The 20936-nt window shown below is 40.2% G+C and carries 17 protein-coding genes; 11 read left to right on the forward strand and 6 right to left on the reverse strand.

Going from position 1 to position 20936, the window contains the following annotated elements; all coding sequences use genetic code 11:
• Positions 1–252 precede the first annotated feature (252 nt).
• Positions 253–612: a DUF4870 domain-containing protein gene (locus V7L29_RS23595; protein WP_334736971.1), complete on the reverse strand. Its 360-nt coding sequence runs from the start codon at positions 610–612 to the stop codon at positions 253–255.
• A gap of 124 nt (positions 613–736) precedes the next feature.
• On the opposite strand from V7L29_RS23595, the gene prfC reads away from it, so the two are divergent.
• The 10 genes from prfC to V7L29_RS23645 all read left to right on the forward strand — a co-directional run bounded on the left by prfC (position 737) and on the right by V7L29_RS23645 (position 13540).
• On the forward strand, positions 737–2365 hold the full coding sequence (gene prfC, locus V7L29_RS23600) for a peptide chain release factor 3 (protein ID WP_334693288.1): 1629 nt from the start codon (positions 737–739) through the stop codon (positions 2363–2365).
• Positions 2366–2474: 109 nt separating this feature from the next.
• Positions 2475–4736, forward strand: a complete 2262-nt coding sequence (locus tag V7L29_RS23605) for a M48 family metalloprotease (RefSeq protein ID WP_334736972.1) — start codon at positions 2475–2477, stop codon at positions 4734–4736.
• 638 nt (positions 4737–5374) lie between these two features.
• Complete coding sequence (locus V7L29_RS23610; RefSeq protein WP_334693286.1) at positions 5375–5884, forward strand: RNA recognition motif domain-containing protein; 510 nt, start codon at positions 5375–5377, stop codon at positions 5882–5884.
• A 440-nt stretch (positions 5885–6324) separates the two neighbouring features.
• Positions 6325–6759: a SufE family protein gene (locus tag V7L29_RS23615; RefSeq protein WP_334693285.1), complete on the forward strand. Its 435-nt coding sequence runs from the start codon at positions 6325–6327 to the stop codon at positions 6757–6759.
• A gap of 74 nt (positions 6760–6833) precedes the next feature.
• Positions 6834–7748 (forward strand): alpha/beta fold hydrolase, encoded by a 915-nt coding sequence (locus tag V7L29_RS23620; protein WP_334693284.1) that lies wholly within the window; start codon positions 6834–6836, stop codon positions 7746–7748.
• Positions 7749–8008: 260 nt separating this feature from the next.
• Entirely contained in the window at positions 8009–8839 is an 831-nt protein-coding gene (locus V7L29_RS23625; protein ID WP_334693283.1) for a hypothetical protein, read from the forward strand.
• Positions 8840–9140: 301 nt separating this feature from the next.
• Positions 9141–10112: a CobW family GTP-binding protein gene (locus V7L29_RS23630; protein WP_334736973.1), complete on the forward strand. Its 972-nt coding sequence runs from the start codon at positions 9141–9143 to the stop codon at positions 10110–10112.
• 80 nt (positions 10113–10192) lie between these two features.
• Positions 10193–11254, forward strand: a complete 1062-nt coding sequence (locus V7L29_RS23635) for a WD40 repeat domain-containing protein (protein ID WP_334693281.1) — start codon at positions 10193–10195, stop codon at positions 11252–11254.
• A gap of 77 nt (positions 11255–11331) precedes the next feature.
• Positions 11332–11604, forward strand: a complete 273-nt coding sequence (locus V7L29_RS23640) for a hypothetical protein (protein ID WP_334736974.1) — start codon at positions 11332–11334, stop codon at positions 11602–11604.
• 331 nt (positions 11605–11935) lie between these two features.
• Positions 11936–13540, forward strand: coding sequence for an NAD(P)H-quinone oxidoreductase subunit N (locus V7L29_RS23645; protein WP_334693279.1), 1605 nt, complete (start codon positions 11936–11938; stop codon positions 13538–13540).
• Between the two features lie 168 nt (positions 13541–13708).
• Here V7L29_RS23645 and V7L29_RS23650 read toward each other — a convergent pair whose 3' ends face one another.
• The 5 genes from V7L29_RS23650 to V7L29_RS23670 form a co-directional block, all read right to left on the reverse strand.
• Entirely contained in the window at positions 13709–15100 is a 1392-nt protein-coding gene (locus tag V7L29_RS23650; RefSeq protein WP_334736975.1) for an ATP-binding protein, read from the reverse strand.
• A gap of 31 nt (positions 15101–15131) precedes the next feature.
• Entirely contained in the window at positions 15132–15695 is a 564-nt protein-coding gene (locus V7L29_RS23655) for a methanogen output domain 1-containing protein (RefSeq protein WP_334693277.1), read from the reverse strand.
• 509 nt (positions 15696–16204) lie between these two features.
• The gene (locus tag V7L29_RS23660) at positions 16205–17248 is read right to left on the reverse strand and encodes a sensor histidine kinase (RefSeq protein ID WP_334736976.1); all 1044 of its coding nucleotides are present in this window, start codon (positions 17246–17248) and stop codon (positions 16205–16207) included.
• A 6-nt stretch (positions 17249–17254) separates the two neighbouring features.
• Positions 17255–17947, reverse strand: a complete 693-nt coding sequence (locus tag V7L29_RS23665; RefSeq protein WP_334736977.1) for an FIST C-terminal domain-containing protein — start codon at positions 17945–17947, stop codon at positions 17255–17257.
• Between the two features lie 41 nt (positions 17948–17988).
• Positions 17989–19284: a hybrid sensor histidine kinase/response regulator gene (locus tag V7L29_RS23670; RefSeq protein ID WP_442944246.1), complete on the reverse strand. Its 1296-nt coding sequence runs from the start codon at positions 19282–19284 to the stop codon at positions 17989–17991.
• 632 nt (positions 19285–19916) lie between these two features.
• Here V7L29_RS23670 and V7L29_RS23675 point away from each other — a divergent pair.
• On the forward strand, positions 19917–20885 hold the full coding sequence (locus V7L29_RS23675; RefSeq protein WP_334736978.1) for a terpene synthase family protein: 969 nt from the start codon (positions 19917–19919) through the stop codon (positions 20883–20885).
• The last annotated feature ends 51 nt before the right edge of the window (positions 20886–20936 follow it).

Consider the following 20936-nt stretch of genomic DNA (forward strand, 5'->3'; position numbering starts at 1 on the left):
GCGTCACAAAAGCAGGTTAAAACTTTCCTGCCGTCAGACAGACTACAAACAGTGCTTAACTGTCCTTTGCCCTACTCTTAATCAAGCTGTGGGGCAATTTTGTATTTTACAGCTTGGTTGCATCTATCCGACGGACTAGAAAAAAAACAACATAGATAGCAAATTCCACTAAATCAATTACAGAAATTGGCTAATGGGGAAAACATTTTTCTGAAGTTGGTAATTTTTAATTACCGAATACCATAATTTCTGCTAAAAAACTCGGAAAATGTAGGGATAACGGAAGGGTATATCAGGATTGTTGAAAACTCCGATGAGTGCCCAAATTGTTAATCCCCAATGCAATAGATATCCCAAACCGGCTAGTGGTCCCAGCAATAATAGAGGTAAGACTAACCAACCGAATAGAAAAAACAGCGCTCCCAGAATTCCTCCATAAAGCCAGACATTAAAGTGGAAATTGATGGATTCTTTGGCGTTTTCTTTAACAACAGGATCGTCAGATACAAACAGTATGGCGATAGGTATACCTACAGATACCAACGTTGTACTAAAAAAAATTGCTCCATGAGACAAGGCAGATAGAAGCTTTCGCTTGTCTGTGTTGTACATTGCTTTCTCCTATTTAGTCAGATTGTTGATTATATTACGACCCTATCACGAGCATCGTTGTCTTAAGATTAAAAGACTTGCCAGAGTCAAAAAAAATTAAGCTAATTAACAAACAAATACACTTATGTCTACTGAACTTCAGTCTGAACTTCTTCAAGCGGTTGAACTTCGCCGCAACTTTGCGATTATATCTCACCCTGATGCAGGTAAAACTACACTAACAGAAAAGCTACTGCTATACGGAGGTGCAATTCACGAAGCTGGGGCGGTCAAAGCGCGACGGGCACAGCGCAAAGCTACCTCGGACTGGATGGCTATGGAGCAACAACGGGGTATTTCCATTACCTCCACAGTGTTGCAATTTGAATACCGGGACTGTCAAATAAATTTATTGGATACTCCAGGACACCAAGACTTCAGTGAAGATACTTATCGCACCCTCGCCGCCGCCGATAATGCTGTGATGTTGATTGATGCGGCAAAAGGTTTGGAACCCCAAACGCGCAAATTGTTTGAAGTGTGTAAGTTGCGGGGGATTCCGATTTTTACATTTATCAACAAACTTGATCGCCCAGGTAGGGAACCTCTGGAACTGTTGGATGAAATTGAGCAAGAATTGGGATTGCAAACCTATGCGGTAAACTGGCCAATTGGGATGGGCGATCGCTTTAAAGGTGTTTTTGACCGACATATGCAACAAATTCACCTGTTTGAACGCAGCGCCCACGGTAGCCGAGAAGCCCGCGATACAACAGTGGAATTAGGCGATCCGAGAATAGAAGAGCAGCTAGAACAAGACCTTTACTACCAACTGAAGAATGATTTAGAACTGTTAGAAGGAGTTGGGCCAGAGCTAGATTTGCAGTTGGTACACCTCGGTAAAATGACGCCTGTGTTCTTTGGTAGCGCTATGACCAACTTTGGGGTAGAGTTATTCCTCAAGTACTTCCTCGACTATGCCCTAAAACCCGGTTCTCACTACAGCAGTGTTGGCGAAGTTCCCCCTACATACCCAGAGTTTTCGGGGTTTGTCTTCAAACTGCAAGCGAACATGGACCCGAAGCACCGCGATCGCGTTGCATTTATCCGGGTCTGCACTGGTAAGTTTGAAAAAGATATGATGGTGAATCACGCCCGCATTGGTAAACTCATCCGTCTGTCTCGCCCGCAAAAACTTTTTGCCCAAGAGCGAGAATCGATTGATGTGGCTTACCCTGGCGATGTGATCGGTTTAAACAATCCTGGTGTTTTTGCGATCGGGGATACAATTTACACGGGACAAAAGCTCGAATATGAGGGGATTCCGTATTTTTCGCCGGAACTGTTTGCGTCTCTGAGAAATCCCAACCCCTCGAAGTCTAAACAATTCCAAAAAGGTGTTGCAGAATTGCGAGAAGAAGGTGCTGTGCAAATTATGTATTCAACTGATGAAGCCAAGCGCGATCCAATTTTGGCGGCGGTGGGTCAGTTGCAATTCGAGGTAGTGCAGTTTCGCTTACAAAATGAATATGGCGTAGAAACCATATTAGAGTTATTGCCCTACAGTGTAGCCCGTTGGGTTGAAGGTGGTTGGGAAGCATTAGAACAGGTGGGACGGATATTCAATACCACTACAGTTAAAGACAGTATGGGACGCCCAGTGTTGCTATTCCGCAATGAATGGAATTGTCAACAGTTATTGGGCGACCATCCAGAGTTAAAATTAAGCGCGATTGCCCCAGTATTTTCTAGTCAACAACCAGTGGAGGAATAATTCACTTGATGTGGCTCTAACTGGGCGCGGTTGAGTTCCACGGCATCCGAGGTTCGCGCTTTTGCACAAACGTGGATCACCTAGAAGAGATTGGAGTGCCAGAATTTGTATGCCTTCACATGCCAAATCGTCTTTGGAGGCTGGTTTAGTTGCCCTCAAGCAGGGAAATTACCAAACAGCGATCGCTCAACTAGAACCGATTGCTAGCAGCCAAAGCAATGCGACTGCTAGCTTACAAGCCCAGGTTGGTTTAGTGATGGCTTATGCTCGCACTGGCGAAGCCTCCAAAGCGATCGCTATTTCCCAGAATCTCATTGAGAGTAACAATCCGCAAGTTCAAGAGTGGGCAACACGCGCTCTCGAACACCTGACAAAACGTAAAAAACCTGATCAAGAATCAAAAAATGTCGAAACTGGATTTGTTGCTTTTGAGAATTCAACCCCAGATTCTCCCGCAGTTACTCCCCCGGTGACTCCTACATTAGAGGAAAAGCCAAAAGATCAAGTAATAGAAACCAAGAGCGACGACACCCCGGCGATGGTGCCACTAGGTAGACTCAAAGCTACAGTAGCAACACCATCACCACCTGCTGCGCCCCTAAGCGGCTTCATGGGGTCTGTTACCCGCACCCAAGCCAAATTATTCGGCGTTATTTATTGGCGGCAAGCACAACGTGCCAAAGCATGGCAACCCCTACGTAAACCGAAATTAATACCTTTGCGGCTGCTGTCAGCAGGAACATTCATCGCCCTGTTTTGGGTGATGCGGGAAATGCTCAAGTTAGCACTGGGATTGATCAACCAGACTTTAGTCAAACTTCCCTATTTGGAGCCAGTGCAGCTTTTATACCGCGACCCTACTCAATTGTTGCTAATAGTATTGGTGATTTTGATCGGAGTATCACCTTGGTTGCTGGATCTGCTACTGACGAACTTGTATGGTCAGCGAGAATTTTCTAAAGATGTATTGAATGCCCATAGCCGTGAAGCAGTTCGGGTGCTACAACGTTGTTGCCAACAGCGGCACTGGCCGTTACCTAAACTGCGGATTTTACCAATGGCTGCACCAATTATCCTGACCTATGGTAGTTTACCACGTAATGCCAGGATTGTTGTGAGTCAGGGGCTATTAGAGCAACTGGCAGATGATGAAATCGCCTCTATCTACGCCACGCAGCTAGGGCATGTTGCTCACTGGGATTTTGCTGTGATGTCTTTGTTGCTACTGGTGACACTACCAACTTATAAGCTATATCAGCAAGTGTCGGAGTTGGGTAACAAAATATCAGGAATTTGGCGCTGGCCGCTGACAATTCTGGCTAGTCTCGTTTATGGAATTTGGTGTTTGCTGACTGGGACTGCATTGTGGTTGTCGCGGTTGCGGCTTTATTATAGCGATCGCGTCGCTGCTGAAATTACTGGTAATCCCAATGCCCTGATTCGCGCTTTACTCAAAATTGCTATTGGAATTGCAGCTGATATCCAAAAACAAGAACACACCAGTTGGCAATTAGAAAGCTTAAATCTCCTGACACCAGTCAGTCACCAACAGAGCTTATCTTTGGGCACTATTGCCAGTAATTTATCTTTTGAATCCTTTTTAAAGTGGGATAATGCCAATCCCTATTGCCGATGGTTTACGATTAATAATAGCCATCCTTTGATGGGCGATCGCATCGAACGCCTCTGCCAAATAGCCCGTCACTGGCATCTAGACACCGAATTACATTTTGCAAGCGTTCCATCAAAGGTTAAGCGTCAGTCTTTCTTATTACAAATCGCTCCCTGGTTGGGAATTCCTCTAGGGGTTGTGTTTGCAGCTTTGGTCTGGCTAACCTGGCAACTAGCATTCACACTCAAGTTTTTAAATCTAAAGTGGATATATGAAGATTGGTCTTTCATTACAGGCTGCCTTCTGATTGGCTTTAGCATCGGTACAGTGATGCGGATTAATTCTTTCTTCCCCGATATTAAACCTGCCACCGTGCAAACTGACGACTGCCTACCCAACCTGTTATCTGACCCTTCTGCCTTACCCATTGACAGCATCAGCGTGCGGATTGTAGGCAAACTATTAGGTCGTCAAGGCACTAGCAACTCCCTAGCGCAAGATTTAATCCTCGAATCCAGTGCGGGCTTGGTGAAGTTACACCACATTTCTTGGCTAGGACAGTCAGTCAATCACCAGGATTTGATCGGTCGGCAAATTATCGTCACAGGTTGGTTCCGACGAGGAGCAACACCTTGGATCGATATCCAAACCCTGGAAACTCAAAGTGGTAAAACCATTCATAGCCCTCATCCGATTTGGTCTATTTTTTTGGCAGTTGCAGCACAAGCTTGGGGCGCATACGTTTTTCTTACTGGTTAGTCATTGGTCATTGGTCGTTAGCAAAGGACAAAAAACAAAAGAAAAATCGGAATGTAAACAAATGTTGCAGTTTTTCTTTCAAAGTGTTACATTTATTTACACAAACCAGAGCAACCGACGTAACTCAGCATCACCGCTTAGTTCTGAATTCGGATGCTTTTTCCCCCACTTCATACCTTTTATCCTCCCAACACAGCAGCAAATAAACCAGCCACTGGCTGGTTTTTGTTTCTAAATATGCTCCCTTGACTAAAAAAATATGTTTTATGTTACGATGAAATATTACTAACGTCGGAAATGTATGCGCTTAACTAGCTACGTAGAAAATACCGTGGTAATGTAAGGAATGGTATTTGATTCTGCGAAAAAGGGCATGTAAGAAAGCGTGTACTTTAGCAGGCAATAGGCTATTAAATTTACAATTCTTAGAATTAAGGTGTTATTAGCTCACCATAGTGTGAGCCTTTGGATTAAACAAGCTTGATCCCGACGAAAAACTGTATTGTTGTAAAGGTTGACAGTTTCGAGCAAAAAAATTGGTTGATGGCAGTCTTGGTTAATAGCATCTATTTAAAAGCCAAAGCCAAGTAATTGTTTTCTTGCCTTGCCATGTTCATTCAACTCTGGAGGTATAGTTCATGTCCGTTCGCCTATATATAGGTAATTTGCCTAAAGAAGAAATAGATCGTCAAGATCTGCAAGCAGTTTTTGCAGCAGAAGGTGATGCTGTAACTACTAAATTAATTAAAGACCGCAAAACTGGCAAATGCCGTGGTTTCGGTTTTCTTACGGTCAATAACGACGAACAAGCTGACGAAATCATTGAAAAGTATAATGGTCAGATGTTCAAAGACACTGCCATTAAGCTAGAGAAGGCATTACCTAGAACAAAGGGTGATGAGGGCGAGGAGCAAGCTCCTAAAGCAGTTAATCTTGCTAGTAGCACCCCCACTCCTACCCCTAACAAAGAAGGTAGCCGTCGCGAGAAAGGCTCTAAGAAGCCTCGTCGTGGCGGTGGCGGTAGCGGTGGCGGTGGTTCTCGTGAAAGCACCACGACTACCGATTCAGACGCTATTCGTCCAGATCCTCGTTGGGCTTCGGAATTAGAAAAGCTGAAGCAGATGTTAGCTGCACAAACTACGAATTAATCCTTAAGGGAGAGAAATTAAAAATTAAAAATCAGAATTTTTTTTGATTTTTAATTTTTAATTATTACCTAGCTGCTTAGTTGAAGGCTAATTGCAGCTAATTTTATAAGTGCGTAGGCGCAGGCCGCCGTAAGCATCGCATTGCTAAATCGTGGAGAATTGAGGGTTAAATTTAAACGCTCTAGGGGCGTAGAGGTATGCAAAGAATTCGCTACCAAGTAATTATATTTTTTACTTATAAAAAATTAAGTTTTTGTAATTTAGACAGAAAAAAAAATCTGGTTGATACGAATGCGATCGCACTAATTGTCTAGATTTAACATATTATAGCTAGCTGATATGCCTTAGTAAAGGGGAGGCGCGTAGGCGCAGCCCGCCGTAGGCATCCCTCTCCAGATAATTTACACTCAAGGTAAGACCGATCGTTTGCAGCTTCTGTTATGTCCTCAACTCTAGATTCTTTGCCACCTGCGCTCGCTAAAATTGTCCAGCGCTTTCAACGCGCTTCCGAACCGAAGCGACGCTACGAACAGCTAATCTGGTATGCTCAGAAGCTTAATGAGTTCCCAGAAGCTGATAAATTACCCGAAAATAAAGTTCCTGGTTGCGTGTCTCAAGTTTATATCACCGCAGCTTTGGATGACGATAAGGTTGTGTTTCAGGGCGATTCCGATTCCCAATTAACCAAAGGATTAGTAGGGCTTTTGGTTGAAGGATTACATGGATTAACACCAAGTGAGATTGTCCAACTTACCCCAGATTTTATTCAAGAAACAGGTTTAAATGTTAGCCTGACACCTTCCCGCGCTAATGGATTTTACAACATTTTCAAAACCATGCAAAAAAAAGCGTTGGAATCTAAAATTAGTCATTAGTCATTGGTCATTGGTCATTAGTAAAGGACAAATGACAAATGACAAATAAGGTACAACTACCAAAATTTAATCTAATGTCAACAAATTTATTATCTACCTCTGCTGCTACTGGCTTTGGTGGAGTAGTTGAAGAATATCTCTGGAATTGGGAAAACCAGCAATTGCGCGTTGTTTATGAAACCCTCGGTAAAGGTTCACCGCTATTGCTACTACCAGCTTTCAGCAGTGTTTCGACGCGTTTGGAAATGGGCGAACTTGCCAGGTTACTAGCTCCCAATTTTCAACTTGTAGCCGTAGACTGGCCTGGATTTGGTGAATCTTCTCGCCCTAGTTTGAATTACCGACCGGAAATATATCAGCAATTTCTGGAAGATTTTGTCAAAGCTGTTTTTAATACTCCTATTACTGTGGTAGCGGCTGGTCATGCTGCTAGTTATGTTTTACAATTAGCTGTCAAACAGCAGGCTGCTTTTTCACGGATTGTGTTGTTAGCTCCTACTTGGCGTGGGCCTTTGCCGACAATGGGAGCAAGTCAGCAAATAGCTGGTATGGTGAGAGAATTGGTGCGATCGCCTATACTTGGTCAAGCTCTCTACAAACTCAACACTACTCAATCTTTCTTAAGTTTTATGTACCGCCGTCATGTCTTTACTGACGCGGCTAAAATTACACCCAGTTTCATTGAGAAAAAGTGGCACACGACTCAACAACCAGGAGCGCGATTTGCATCTGCTGCCTTTGTAACTGGTAATCTCGATGCTGTACACGAACAATCTGCTTTTTTGGAACTTGTGCAGTCTTTAACCGTACCGCTCATGGTAGTAATTGGGGAATCCAGCCCTCCCAAATCACGAGAAGAAATGAATGCTTTGGTAGCCTTACCAGGAGTGAGAAGCGTTGTTATTCCTGGTTCTCTGGGACTTCATGAAGAATACCCAGCAGTTGTTTTAGAAGCAGTTCAAGATTTTTTGTTATCCTCAGAAAATTAAATCCTCACTTATCCCTCAAAGTATAATTTTATTGTTTGCGCTCATTATTATCACATAGCGCTTCTCGTTTGTATGCAATATACTCTGACCTCTCTCTTAAAAGGAGAGAGGCTTTGAATTTTACAGGGTGATGTAGTAAATGGTGTGAAATTAGCGATCGCTACATTGCACTGCTATATCTGCCCCTATTTCCGTTTGAGTACGGATCTCAATTTAATCTTTTTTAGGTTAAAAAATGAGCGGAAATCAAAATTTTAAACATGAGTAACAATCAGAAATTCAAATATTTATCTCTAGCGTATTGTGCGTATCTTGCACTGACAATATATTGGGACTTTCACTATACTGGCCCAGTTAAATTTTTGGGAGAAATGCAGATGAGTCTGTTTGGTAAACAGTGGGAAGCTATAAATTTAATGAGCCTTAATCTTCCAGTTATATTGTTAGGGACTTATTTACGCAATCGAGTTCAAAGTCAAAATCCAGATAAAGAATTTTCTGCTAAGTGGAATGTAATTGATGATTTGACAAGTAACCGACTTCTAAAAAATGCCCTCATGCCGTTAATTATTTTAATTATCGGGTTGATTATGTTAAATATTACATTAACGCAATCATTCTGTAAAGATATCGGTACAATTAGCATTGCTCAACTAACTTCCGGCAAAATTGCTGAACACAGTTTTTATGCCAATATTTCAGGCTATCCAGATCCCAATGCGTTAGTAACACAAAAGGGCAATAGAATACCCAGAGTCTATATTGCATTGAGAGAGAATTCTCAGTCGAACACCCCGGTTCATTTGATTATTTCATTAGAGAAGGGTGATATTGAAGAGTATATTCACAAAGATCCAAAAAGTGAAACAGTAACGGTGAGTGGATTTGTGACTGAGGGTGGAGAAGGAGAAGTGAGAACGTGGTTAGAGAAGCAAGGAGTTGCGATTGCCGATAGTTACTGGACTATCATCCCTGGAGTTAATTTGAATAACCGTAGTAATGGGACATATTCTCAGATATTTATAGCTATTGCCTTTATTAGTTTTGCAACTTTTATCTTTTATAGAAATTGCAAAGAACAAACAGCATAGCTGAATGTGGCATTGTCAAGCCACTACCTGCGACTTTCGATAAGTCTGTAGAAGTTTATGTGGCTACTCTAAGAGTTCTCCAAAGTAGTAGTTTTGCTTGTATGCAATATTCCTGTCAGGCTACCCAATATGTGAATATTTATGACTTATTACAGATGCATAAAAATAAAATGTTTTTAGATTAAATTATGTGATGATTTTGCTGAAACCCAAAATAATAGCAAGTTAGCACAAAAATCTAAAAAGATTTATGATATGTGATAATGATTATCCACAAGGTGAGACAAGAGGAATTTAGAGTATGGTGGCTGACGTAATCAACAATTCAGTTCCCGTTACTGTTCTTACAGGCTATTTGGGAGCAGGTAAAACGACTCTACTAAATCACATCCTCACCTACGAACACGGCAAAAAAGTTGCTGTGATTGTCAATGAATTTGGGGAAGTGGGTATTGATAATCAATTGATTATCGATGCAGATGAAGAAATTTTTGAAATGAACAATGGCTGTATCTGTTGTACAGTGCGCGGCGATTTAATTCGGATCATTGGCAACTTGATGAAGCGGCGCGATAAATTTGACCATTTAGTAATTGAAACGACTGGATTAGCCGATCCAGCACCAGTGATTCAGACATTTTTTGTAGATGAAGATTTGCAAAGCCAACTGTCTCTAGATGCGGTAGTGACAGTTGTAGATGCCAAGCATATTTGGCAGCACTGGGATGCAGACGAAGCTCAAGAACAGATTGCCTTTGCTGATGTAATTTTACTTAATAAAACAGATTTAGTCGTGTCAGAAGAGTTGGACGAATTAGAAAAACGGATTCGGGCGATGAATGCGATCGCAAAAATCTACCGTACCCGCAATTCTGAACTAGGAATGGATGCTTTATTAGGTGTAAAAGCCTTTGATTTAGACCGTGCATTAGAAATTGATCCAGATTTCTTAGGCGAAGATGCCCACGTACACGATGAAACTGTCTTTTCTGTGGCTTTAGTAGAAGCAGGTGCAGTTGATGGAGAAAAATTAAACGCTTGGCTTTCCGAGTTACTGCGTACCCAAGGCCCAGATATTTTTCGGATGAAAGGCATTTTAAATATTGCTGGAGAAAATAATCGATTTGTGTTTCAAGGAGTGCATATGATATTTGATGGCAAACCCGATCGCCCCTGGAAACCAAGTGAAACTCCCAAAAATGAACTAGTCTTCATCGGTCGCAATCTTGATGCAGCCCAACTCAAGCAAGATTTTATCGCCTGTTTAGCTTAAAAAGCGAGTTAGGAGTTAAAAGTTAAAAATTCAAAACTCCTAACTCCTAACTTCTAACTCCTAACTTTTTTGCAAAGATTATGAACTCTACAATCAGCAAATCTAAGGAATTTGAACAACACTATTCGGGGACACTTTCAGATTATGTAACTGCGATCGCTTGGTCGCCACAAGGTAAAACTTTAGCAGCAACTTCCGCCGTCGGGGAAGTAGTTTTATGGAATGATGGCGAACTCACAACCTTACAAACTGGTAACGGGAAATCAGTAGACTGTCTGGCCTTTTCGCCAGATGGTAAATTTTTAGCCGTTGGTGGACAGGATGGACAGGTGAAAATTTGGCAGAATACTGAATTAATCGCCACTTTAGAAAATGCCCCTGCATGGGTTGACAAGCTAGCTTGGAATTACACCAGTAACCAACTGGCTTTTAGTTTAGGACGTTACGTCCAAGTCTGGAATGCAGATACTCATGAAATTGTCGTGACGCTGAATTTCGACAACTCTTCAGTATTGGGTATAGATTGGCGCATTGACGGACAATATTTAGCCATTAGTGGTTATAAAGGAGTCAAGATTTGGCATAGTCAAAACTGGGATGAAGAACCATACATCTTAGATATGACTACTGTCAGTTTAGCGATGGCTTGGTCGCCCGATGGCAAATTCCTGGCTTCTGGCAATATGGATCGTAGTGTCACCGTTTTGGAATGGAACAACCCCGACCCTTGGGTAATGCGTGGCTTCCCTGGTAAAATTCGCCAATTGGCATGGTCAGAAGCTACCACGAAAGTGGGTGCGCCAATACTGGCATCTTCCAGCGTTGAAGGTATTGTGGTCTGGGAAAAGCTAGAAGATGATTCCTTAGGTTGGGAAGCGCGAGTATTAACAAATCATGTGGATGTGATCAATGCGATCGCCTTTGCACCTAAAAGCTTCCTTCTCGCTTCTGCTGCTGCTGACGGCTGGTTGTGTTTGTGGAACCAAGCCAAGGAAGTATCCCAAATTATCACAGGTGTCTCAGGAGGATTTTCTAGCCTAGCTTGGCATCCCCAAGGCAAGTTACTGGCCGCAGGCGGTGAACAGGGCGAATTAGTTATTTGGTCAAAAGTTTTGCGGGGTCAAGGATTCGGGCATAGTTAAGCAATATCAATACTTAAAGTTGAAGGTGGGCAATTTATTGGCTATGCTGTATCAGCAAAGGTATGTTTATGTAAATTATGAAAATAGCCAAACTGATTTTACTTGCCTGTCCTGCGCTTCTAGCATTCATGCTGCTGGTAGTCAATCCAGCACACGCATCCAGTCTGAAATCTGCTTATGCTACACAAATTATAACGGTAGCATCTACACAACAAATTCCTGATCTGGCAGCACCAAAGTTGACTCAAACATCCAATCGGATTATTAATCAACTTGGTTGTAATTGTGCAAACTGTGTTCAGTCTAAATTTCAGTCGCTACAAGGCAAGCTGCCACCAGTCGCTTTTTAACAAACTTAGGAATTATGAATATTGTAGGGGCACAGCAATGCTGTGCCCTTATTAATTTTATAAGCTTTTTGTACCTAATTATCGCACTGGTTGCAGCATAATTATTGATGATATTCGCTGATGATCGCACCTGAAAAACGAGGTAGGAAAGCTGTTAGGTAAATTCCTAAATACTGAGAAAGCTGCTGGTAAGCCAGTGAAATTGGTGCAATCGCCATCTGCATCCAAGCTGTTAAGCTCTTGTTAAAAGAGCTAGTCCGGGGATTAGAAAACTTGCTAGAGTGAACGTAGAGTTAGCCTGAATGTCTAATCGCCAAAACCTATACATCTCATGGATTTTGCTAATATTGCATCCCAGCTAAACGCTGGAACGATTTTGCCAGAGGGGATTGTTATTCTCACCCTCTTGGGGGTTTTGATTGTTGATTTGATTTTGGGGCGTACATCTGCACGCTGGATTGGATATCTAGCGATTGCAGGTTTATTTGCTTCAATTATCGCCCTATATTTTCAATGGAACGCTCCTAATCCCATCTCTTTTAGCGGTGGCTTTAACGGTGACGACCTGAGTATTGTCTTTCGCGGTATTATCGCCTTGTCTGCGATTGTGACTATACTGATGTCAATTCGCTACGTTGAGCAGAGCGGCACCGCTTTAGGCGAATTCATCGCTATTTTGCTGAGTGCTACATTAGGAGGAATGTTTTTATCCGGGGCTAATGAGTTGGTGATGATTTTCATCTCCCTAGAAACCCTGAGTATTTCATCTTACTTGTTAACAGGTTATACTAAGCGTGACCCGCGCTCCAATGAAGCGGCGCTGAAATACTTGTTGATTGGGGCTTCCAGTACGGCAATATTTTTGTACGGTGTATCACTGCTGTATGGACTATCTGGAGGACAAACTGAACTTAGTGCGATCGCTAATGGCATTGCCATAGCTAAAGTCGGTCAATCTTTAGGTTTAGTGATTGCTCTGGTTTTTGCGATCGCAGGTATTGGCTTCAAAATCTCCGCTGCACCCTTCCACCAGTGGACACCAGACGTTTACGAAGGCGCTCCCACCCCAGTAATCGCCTTTTTATCTGTCGGTTCCAAAGCAGCTGGGTTTGCCCTAGCCATCCGCTTGCTGACAACAGCCTTCCCTCTTGTTGCTGACGAGTGGAGGTTTGTCTTCACTGCTCTGGCCGTTCTCAGTATGATCTTGGGTAACGTAGTCGCCCTAGCTCAAACCAGCATGAAACGGATGCTAGCTTATTCATCCATTGCCCAAGCTGGGTTTGTGATGATTGGCTTGATTGCTGGGACACAGGCAGGGTATGCCAGTATGATATTTTACCTACTGGTTTACTTGTTCATGAACCTGTGCGGCTTTACCTGCATCATTCTGTTTTCACTACGGACGGGAACCGACCAGATTGCCGAGTACTCTGGCTTATATCAAAAAGACCCACTCCTAACACTGGGGTTGAGTATCTCCCTGCTTTCCTTGGGTGGTATTCCACCATTGGCTGGGTTTTTCGGCAAGATTTACTTATTCTGGGCTGGTTGGCAAGCAGGTCTTTATTGGTTAGTCTTGCTGGGCTTAGTTACCAGCGTCGTCTCCATCTACTACTACATTCGCGTAGTCAAGATGATGGTAGTTAAAGAACCCCATGAAATGTCCGACGCGGTGAAGAATTATCCACAAGTGCGTTGGGATTTGCCTGGACTGAAACCTTTGCAGGTCGGGTTGGTGGTAACATTAATTGCCACTTCCATAGCAGGTATTTTGTCAAATCCACTGTTTACATTGGCTAACAATTCCATCTCCCATACTCCAATTTTGCAAGCAACAATCAACAGTAATGTAAAAGCACAAAATTTACTGCTTTTACCAAAGTTAGATGCGGTTAGTAAGTCTCAACCCTCAATTGATTCTACTGCTAAGATTTAACTAAGTCTCAACCAAACTTTGTACTTAAAGACACGCCTGTTTGCTCATTAGCAGACAGGCGTTTGTTAGAGCTTTTAGCTGTCACAACTCAGATAAGATTGCTAGAAATAAAACTATTACTAATAAATGAACGTTCTCTTTATTTTTGGCAAAAATACTAATAAAATTTTATGAGAAGGAGCTAATAGGTATCTTAATTACAAATTCTGCACCTTTTCCTGGAACAGAAAAACAGCTAATTTGTCCGTTATGCTTTTCAACTATAATCTGGTAGCTTATATATAGTCCTAGTCCAGTACCTTTGCCCACAGCTTTAGTTGTAAAAAACGGATCAAATAACTTTGAGTGAACTTGTTCATTTATCCCTAAACCATTATCAGCAATACTAACTGCTATCCATTTTTCATCGATTACCTCAGTTTTAATTTCAATTTGAGGATTATTCTTTGTAAGTGTTTGATTGTTATTAGTTTGTAGATTTACTGCTGACCCCTGACCATTAGCCGCCGATGCCTTTAGTGCATCGATCGCATTAGCAAGAATATTCATAAACACTTGGTTGAGTTGACCAGGGAAACAAGTTACATTTGGCAGTTGACTATATTTTTTAATGACTTTTATTTCTGGGTACTCATGTGTAGCTTGCAGGCGATGATCCAAAATCATTAAAGTACTATCAATTCCTTCATGGATATTAACTTGCTTAAGTTCTGCTTCATCAAGTCTGGAAAAGTTACGTAGTGATTTAACAATTTCCTGAATGCGTTCTGTTCCTACTGCCATTGACTGGAAGAGTTTAGTTATATCTTGAATCAGAAAATGTAAGTCTATTTCTTCTATTTGCTCTTGGATTTCTGGAGGAGGATTTGGACAAAATTGTTGATAAATTTGCACTAATTTCAGTAAATCCTGAGTGTATTGATGGGCGTGGTGAAGGTTCCCATAAATAAAACTCACGGGGTTATTAATTTCATGGGCAATACCAGCGACCATCTGTCCTAAACTAAACATTTTCTCAGCTTGGATAAGCTGAGTTTGAGTAAGTTGCAGTTCGTTTAGTGTTTCTTGTAAAGCAGTTGTACGTTCCTCAACCCGAATTTCTAGCTCTTGATTTGCTCTATTGAGTGCTTCTTCCGCTTGTTTACGTCTCTGAACTTCTTTTGCTAACTCATCGATTTTCTTGTTCAGGAGAACGAAATTACTGCTGGCTAAAGTTCTATTTTCTAAGCGTAAGAGAATTAAAGCTGAAGATTCAGGAGACCAAGGTTGAATAACGGCTCCTTGACTACGACATATTAACGTTTGTCCATCATTTTTTCGTAAAGTTAAGGAGCCAACAACCATTGCCCTGCTACTTGAACAGGCTTGCAGGTACTTTACAACATCGTTAGTAGACTCAGTTACAAGTTCAAAGAGCATTCTTCCCCGCAGTTCTTGACGGCGTAACCCCAGCATATCTGCTACTGGTTGATTAGTAGCTAACAACTGACCCTTTCCACTCACCAGGAGTAAAGGTTCTGGTAAAACTCTGGCAAGTTCAAGAAATTGTTCAGGAGTCATGGGGCTTCCAATTTCAGGGTTCAACTCTACTTTACATATCTGCACTCAAGTTTTTATCCGATTCTAGTTCCCTAAAGTATTCTCGACCTTTTGCATCTTCTGCTTCTTCTGTAAGTTTTAAATAAATAACAACTCTACATCCAGAAGAACCCTGTGCTATGGCCTCTTGCAATTCTACTTTCGCATATCCCAGATTATTAGCTGCGATCGTCCCAAAGACGTTTGAAGTCATCATGCACATGGCAGGGCGGTTCAGTACTTTGTCACCAAATGGGCAGACGCGATTGCCGAAGACAATTTTTTGATCATTCTGCTCAATGACATAAAAATCCCCCTGGATTCGTCTTTTTAAATCAACCAAGACATCAGCTACCTGCTTACGAGAAAGGTTGGAGACTTCCAGGGCAGATTTGTAATCTTGGTTGAGCTGCCTACCCATCCTTTCACCAACTACGCTAATAAATCCAGAAGCTTCTTCTAAGCCAACTACGTCCTGTAAAGTGCCAGATAATTCTCTGATTAATGTACGTAAAAATATATCGCGTTCAAAAGAAAGATTAAGCGTCGCTATTGAGTGGTTAAGTGCATTAGTCATAAATTTTGAGGAAACAATTTTGCAGCTACAGTTCTAGAGTTCCCTAAAATGCCTCTAAAGTAACTGCTTAACCTCTTTCTTCAAAAAATTTGATGCTTGTTGTATCTAATGCATGGAAATGGTGATCACAAATTCTAAACCTTGTCGTTGCGACAGTTACCGATTTTGCAAAGTCTCTTCTAGCTTACGTCCTCATTATCACCCCATGCATAAATCCGCTTGCTCGCAATCAGAATAAAAGTTTCCTGTTTTCCATAAATAAACTTTATTGCTTTGAAACCGTAATTCGTAATTAAAGGATACAGACCCCTTGATTCATCAATAAAGACATAAAAGCGCGTAGTATCATTCTCTTACAAAGTTCTGTTCGTCCTTGGCGTTAGCGAGTCCACATCCTTTGGGTGTTTCATAGAGAGCGTCATTATCAATTACGAATTATTTTCACCTGCTACCACATTGAATATTTATTTTTCCTAATATTAATTTTAATAATTGGTATATTTGCTACTTTAATAAATTGGAATGGTAATAATAAACTCAGAACCTTCTTTTAACACAGAGTTTACTTCTAGACTTCCTCTATGTTTTTGGACAATTATTTGATAGGCGATTGATAATCCTAATCCTGTTCCTTTTCCCACAGATTTGGTTGTGAATAAATGGTCAAACATTTTTTGCTGAACATCAGCCGATATTCCCACACCATTATCTTGAATCCGAATCGAGACATGATGATTATCTTCAGTTAAAGCAGTATGAATTGTAATTTGATTGGGATTTGCCTTAATTTCATTAAAACTCAGTCCAGAGTTAGACTCTTCTAAAGCATCAATGGCATTTGCCAATAGATTCATAAATACCTGATTCAGTTGTCCTGGGAGGCATTCTACTAAAGGAACTTCGCCGTAATTTTGAACTATTTCAATAGCAGGACGAATCTTATTAGCTTTTAAACGGTGCTTGAGAATCACGAGAGTGCTGTTAATACCTTCATGAAGATTAAACAGAACTTTTTGTTCTGTATCTGCTCTAGAGAAAGTTCGCAAGCTGTTGCTAATGTTGGAAATGCGATCTGTCCCTTCTTTCATCGAGAAAATGAGTTTAGGTAGATCCTCACGCACATACTCCAAGTCAATCATTTGGATTGTTTCTTGAATTTCCTGAGATGCTTTGGGATAAGTTTGCTGATAGAGGTCGATGAGATGTAACAAATTCTGAATATACTCTTGAGCCGGAGTCAGATTACCTGCTATAAACCCAACTGGGTTGTTAATCTCGTGAGCTACATCTGCAACAAGACTTCCCAAAGTAGACATTTTATTCTGCATTATCTGAAAATTAAGAAGCATAACTTCTAGTTCATGGCTTCTTTCTTCTAACTTATTTTGATATTGCTTTAATTCATCAATTACTTTCCTGAGTAAGCATTCTTTCTTTTTATTTATATCTTCGAGTTTGATCCGATCTGATTCCGAGCGATCCAATTTTTTTTGGAGAATTCTATTCGCTTTTTTTATTTCCTTTATTTCTTGTTTATCATCCACATTTTCCATCAGCTTTTACCGAGATCCTAAAATTAAAGTAACAAAAGTTTCATTATGAAATTGCGTCTGGCTAATTCGATCTACAGGAGCAATTTCTCCATAAGAATAAAACCCACAAGCAGGAAAATAGTTAGCCAAACCAAGTTTTGTATTTTGATACTCTTCTTGTGCTCTCGTACCGAGTATTTGCCGACGAGCTACACATGAAAAAAATAAAACAGCACTTGGTTCTGCACCTGGATAATTATCTAAGGCATTCATGAATGATGCTTTGGAAGCTGCCAGAATATCTTCATAAGCTGCTTCTGAAATTTGAATAACTGCTTGATCGGGAATATCCCCAAAAAAAGTTATACTACCAGATTCCTGATTGTAAGCAATAGGTGCTCTTATATAAAAATTTTCTCCATTATGATCAAAAACTGCTAGTGGATATTCCATTGAAGGAGGAAGCAAACCTAGATAATGATGATAAAATTCTAAGACTGAAGAAATTTCTCCGTCTGTTGTTCCACCAATCAACTCAATTCCTGGAAAAGCCTGATGAATTTGCTGCAAAATGAAAGAATGTTCAAAATCAATTGCAGCAAAAAGAATCCCAGCTTTTGGGATATCTCCCGCAAGAGAATTGGTACATTGCTGAAGAACTTCTTCAACTGCTGATAGAGAATCTGGATCGTTACTGTGACCTACTACTGCCTTGAACATATATTTACCTATTATGTTTATGAACCAACTTGCTATGATTATTAAATGGGAAGCTTAATGATAAACTCTGAACCTTGTCCTAGCGCTGAATTTACTTCCAGAGTTCCTCCATGTTTTTCGACTACAATTTGACGGGCGATTGATAATCCTAATCCTGTGCCTTGGCCCACAGCCTTGGTGGTGAATAAATGGTCAAAGATTTTTTGCTGAACATCAGCCGACATTCCCACGCCATTATCTTTAATCCGAATCAAGATGTGATTTTTATCTTCAGTAAGAGTAGTTTGAATCAAAACTTGATTAGGATTTGCTTCAATTTCAATATAGGTGCGTCCCACATTAGACTCCTCTAAAGCATCAATAGCATTAGCTAACAAATTCATAAATACCTGATTTAGTTGTCCGATAAAGCATTCTAATTCTGGTAAATTATCGTAATCTCTAATTACTTGAATATCGGGTCGATCCTCGGATGCTTTTAAGCGGTGTTTAAGGATCATGATTGTGCTGTCGATCCCATCATGAATGTTGCAATAAATTTTGCGATCGCTATCTGATCGAGAAAAGGTTCTCAGACTGGTACTAATGTTGCGAATGCGCTGAACACCCTCTTTCATTGAGGAAATTAAGTTAGGTAGATCAGAAAGCATATGCTTCAAATCTATCGCTGAAATTTCCTCTTGAATTTCTGGAACCGGATTAGGATAGTGCTGCTGATAGAGATCAATGAGGTTAATCATGTCTTGGAAATACACTGAAGCGTGTCCGAGATTGCCATGAATGAAACCAACTGGATTATTAATTTCATGAGCAACTCCTGCGACTAATTGACCAAGGGCAGACATTTTTTCTGTCTGTACAAGCTGAAGTTGAGACTCTTGTAAGTCTTTTAATGCCCTAGACAACGCTGCTGTCCTTTCTGCAACTCTTTTTTCTAAAGTTTTTGTGAGATTTCGTAATTGAAGATGGGTTTTAATTCTAGCTAATAATTCTTCTTGATGAAAGGGTTTTGTGATGTAATCAACTGCCCCTATATTTAGACCCTTTACTTTACTATTAGTATCAGAATAAGCTGTCATAAAAATAACTGGAATATCACAAGTTGCTAAATTCTCTTTCAACTTTTTACAGGTTTCAAATCCATCTATTCCCGGCATCATTACATCTAACAATATTAAATCAGGCAGTCTATATTCAACTTGCTTAAGTGCCCTTTCTCCATCATTTTCTGTAATAACTTCAAAGCCGACATTAGTTAATATTTCAAAGACAATTTTTAAATTTGTAGTAGTATCATCCACCACTAAAATTAAACTATCTTCTGGGACATTAAGCATTTTTATATCTGGCTTGTAATTCATGTATTTAAATTAATTTGACTCCTTGTTACTTGTTCACTATTCGCCTTGCGATCGCAGCTAAGTCACCTCTGTTTTATTGCCTGACTGACTGACAAATTTCCTGTCTGACAATCCTATAGTTCCCAAAAACTCTGATAACAGCAACATTCTCACGCTAAATTGCCCTATGCGACCACGGGAGCAATGGCTACAGGATGCAAATAACCACTAAGCTTCACTTTCACTAAAGTCGAATATCCTCTTTCATGAAGGCGATCACTCTAAAATTAGTTATTATTACCCTTGTCTTTTTGTAAAAATAACGCTATCCCAAAACAATGTTGTTGATACCATAAGTTAAGTTTTTCAGTTCGTCAACAGTATTTATTAGGCATTGATACAACCATAAGTATTTTTATAAAAAATTTATAGTCTAGGATATTTACGGTTATTATTTTTTCAAAAAATAATAAATAATTAAGTTTACATAAAACATTCCTATATATTTACCTGCTAGCAATAGGCAGTTAAAAATTATTTAAATACGCTGGAGAAAATCTGGGTTTATAGTTAATTTATATATTTGAAAAATTAATTCATGTTTTTTGCTTTAAACTAATACATTTTATATGCAGCAATTACTTTATCCTAGTTTATACTGCCCATTTCCATCTCATATTAATAAGTATGTTGATGTTCTAGAAGCTCACGCTCTTGAATGGGTACTTCGCTTCAATCTCCTGGCTAATGAATCAACTTATAAGCGTTTTTGCAAGTCCAAATTCTTTTTCTTAGCTGCATCTGTTTATCCTTACAGTAATATTGAACAACTGAAGATTGCACATGACTGGCTGAGTTGGCTATTTATTTGGGATGATCAATGCGATCTATCAGATTTAGGAAAAAAACCTGAAGTTCTAAAAGCTATTCACAAGAGATTTCTAGAAATATTGAACGGGGCAGAATTTACGAGCCACGATATACCTCTTAGTTGTGCTTTAAGTAACTTACGAGAGCGGATGCTTGAAAAAGTAAGCGTGAAATGGTTAAATTATTTTCTCTGCGGCTTTGAGAACTACTTACACGGTTGTTTTGAGGAAGCAAATAACCGTGTATATGGGATTGTACCCGATACTGACACTTATATTGCAATGCGTAGATTAAGCGCAGGCGCAGATGTTGCCTTGCCATTAATTGAACTTTGTGATCAGTTGATAATTCCTGATTTTTTACGAAAAGAGGATATTTTTAAACAACTTAATGAGATTGCAAATAATCTTCTTGGCTGGTCTAATGATATTTTTTCATTATCTAGGGAATTGGCAACGGGTCATGTTCATAATTTAGTATTTGTACTACATTATCAGCACAAACTTTCTTTAGAAGAAGCAATTAAGCGTGCTACAGAAATGCATGATCAGGAAATACGAAAATTGATAAGTTTAGAAGCAGATATTCCATCTTTTGGAGAAAAAATAGATGCTGAATTCGCAAAATATATATTAGGAATTAATGCTTGGATACGTGGCAACCTCGATTGGTATTCTTTCACGGATCGCTATAAAACTATAGAAATGCTGGAGCTAGCTAAATATTGATTAAAGAGTATGGCTTAAAAGCAAAAAAGTAAAGTTATATTAGCTCTATTG

The sequence above is a fragment of the Nostoc sp. genome, from assembly GCF_036916575.1.
Lineage (GTDB): Bacteria > Cyanobacteriota > Cyanobacteriia > Cyanobacteriales > Nostocaceae > Nostoc.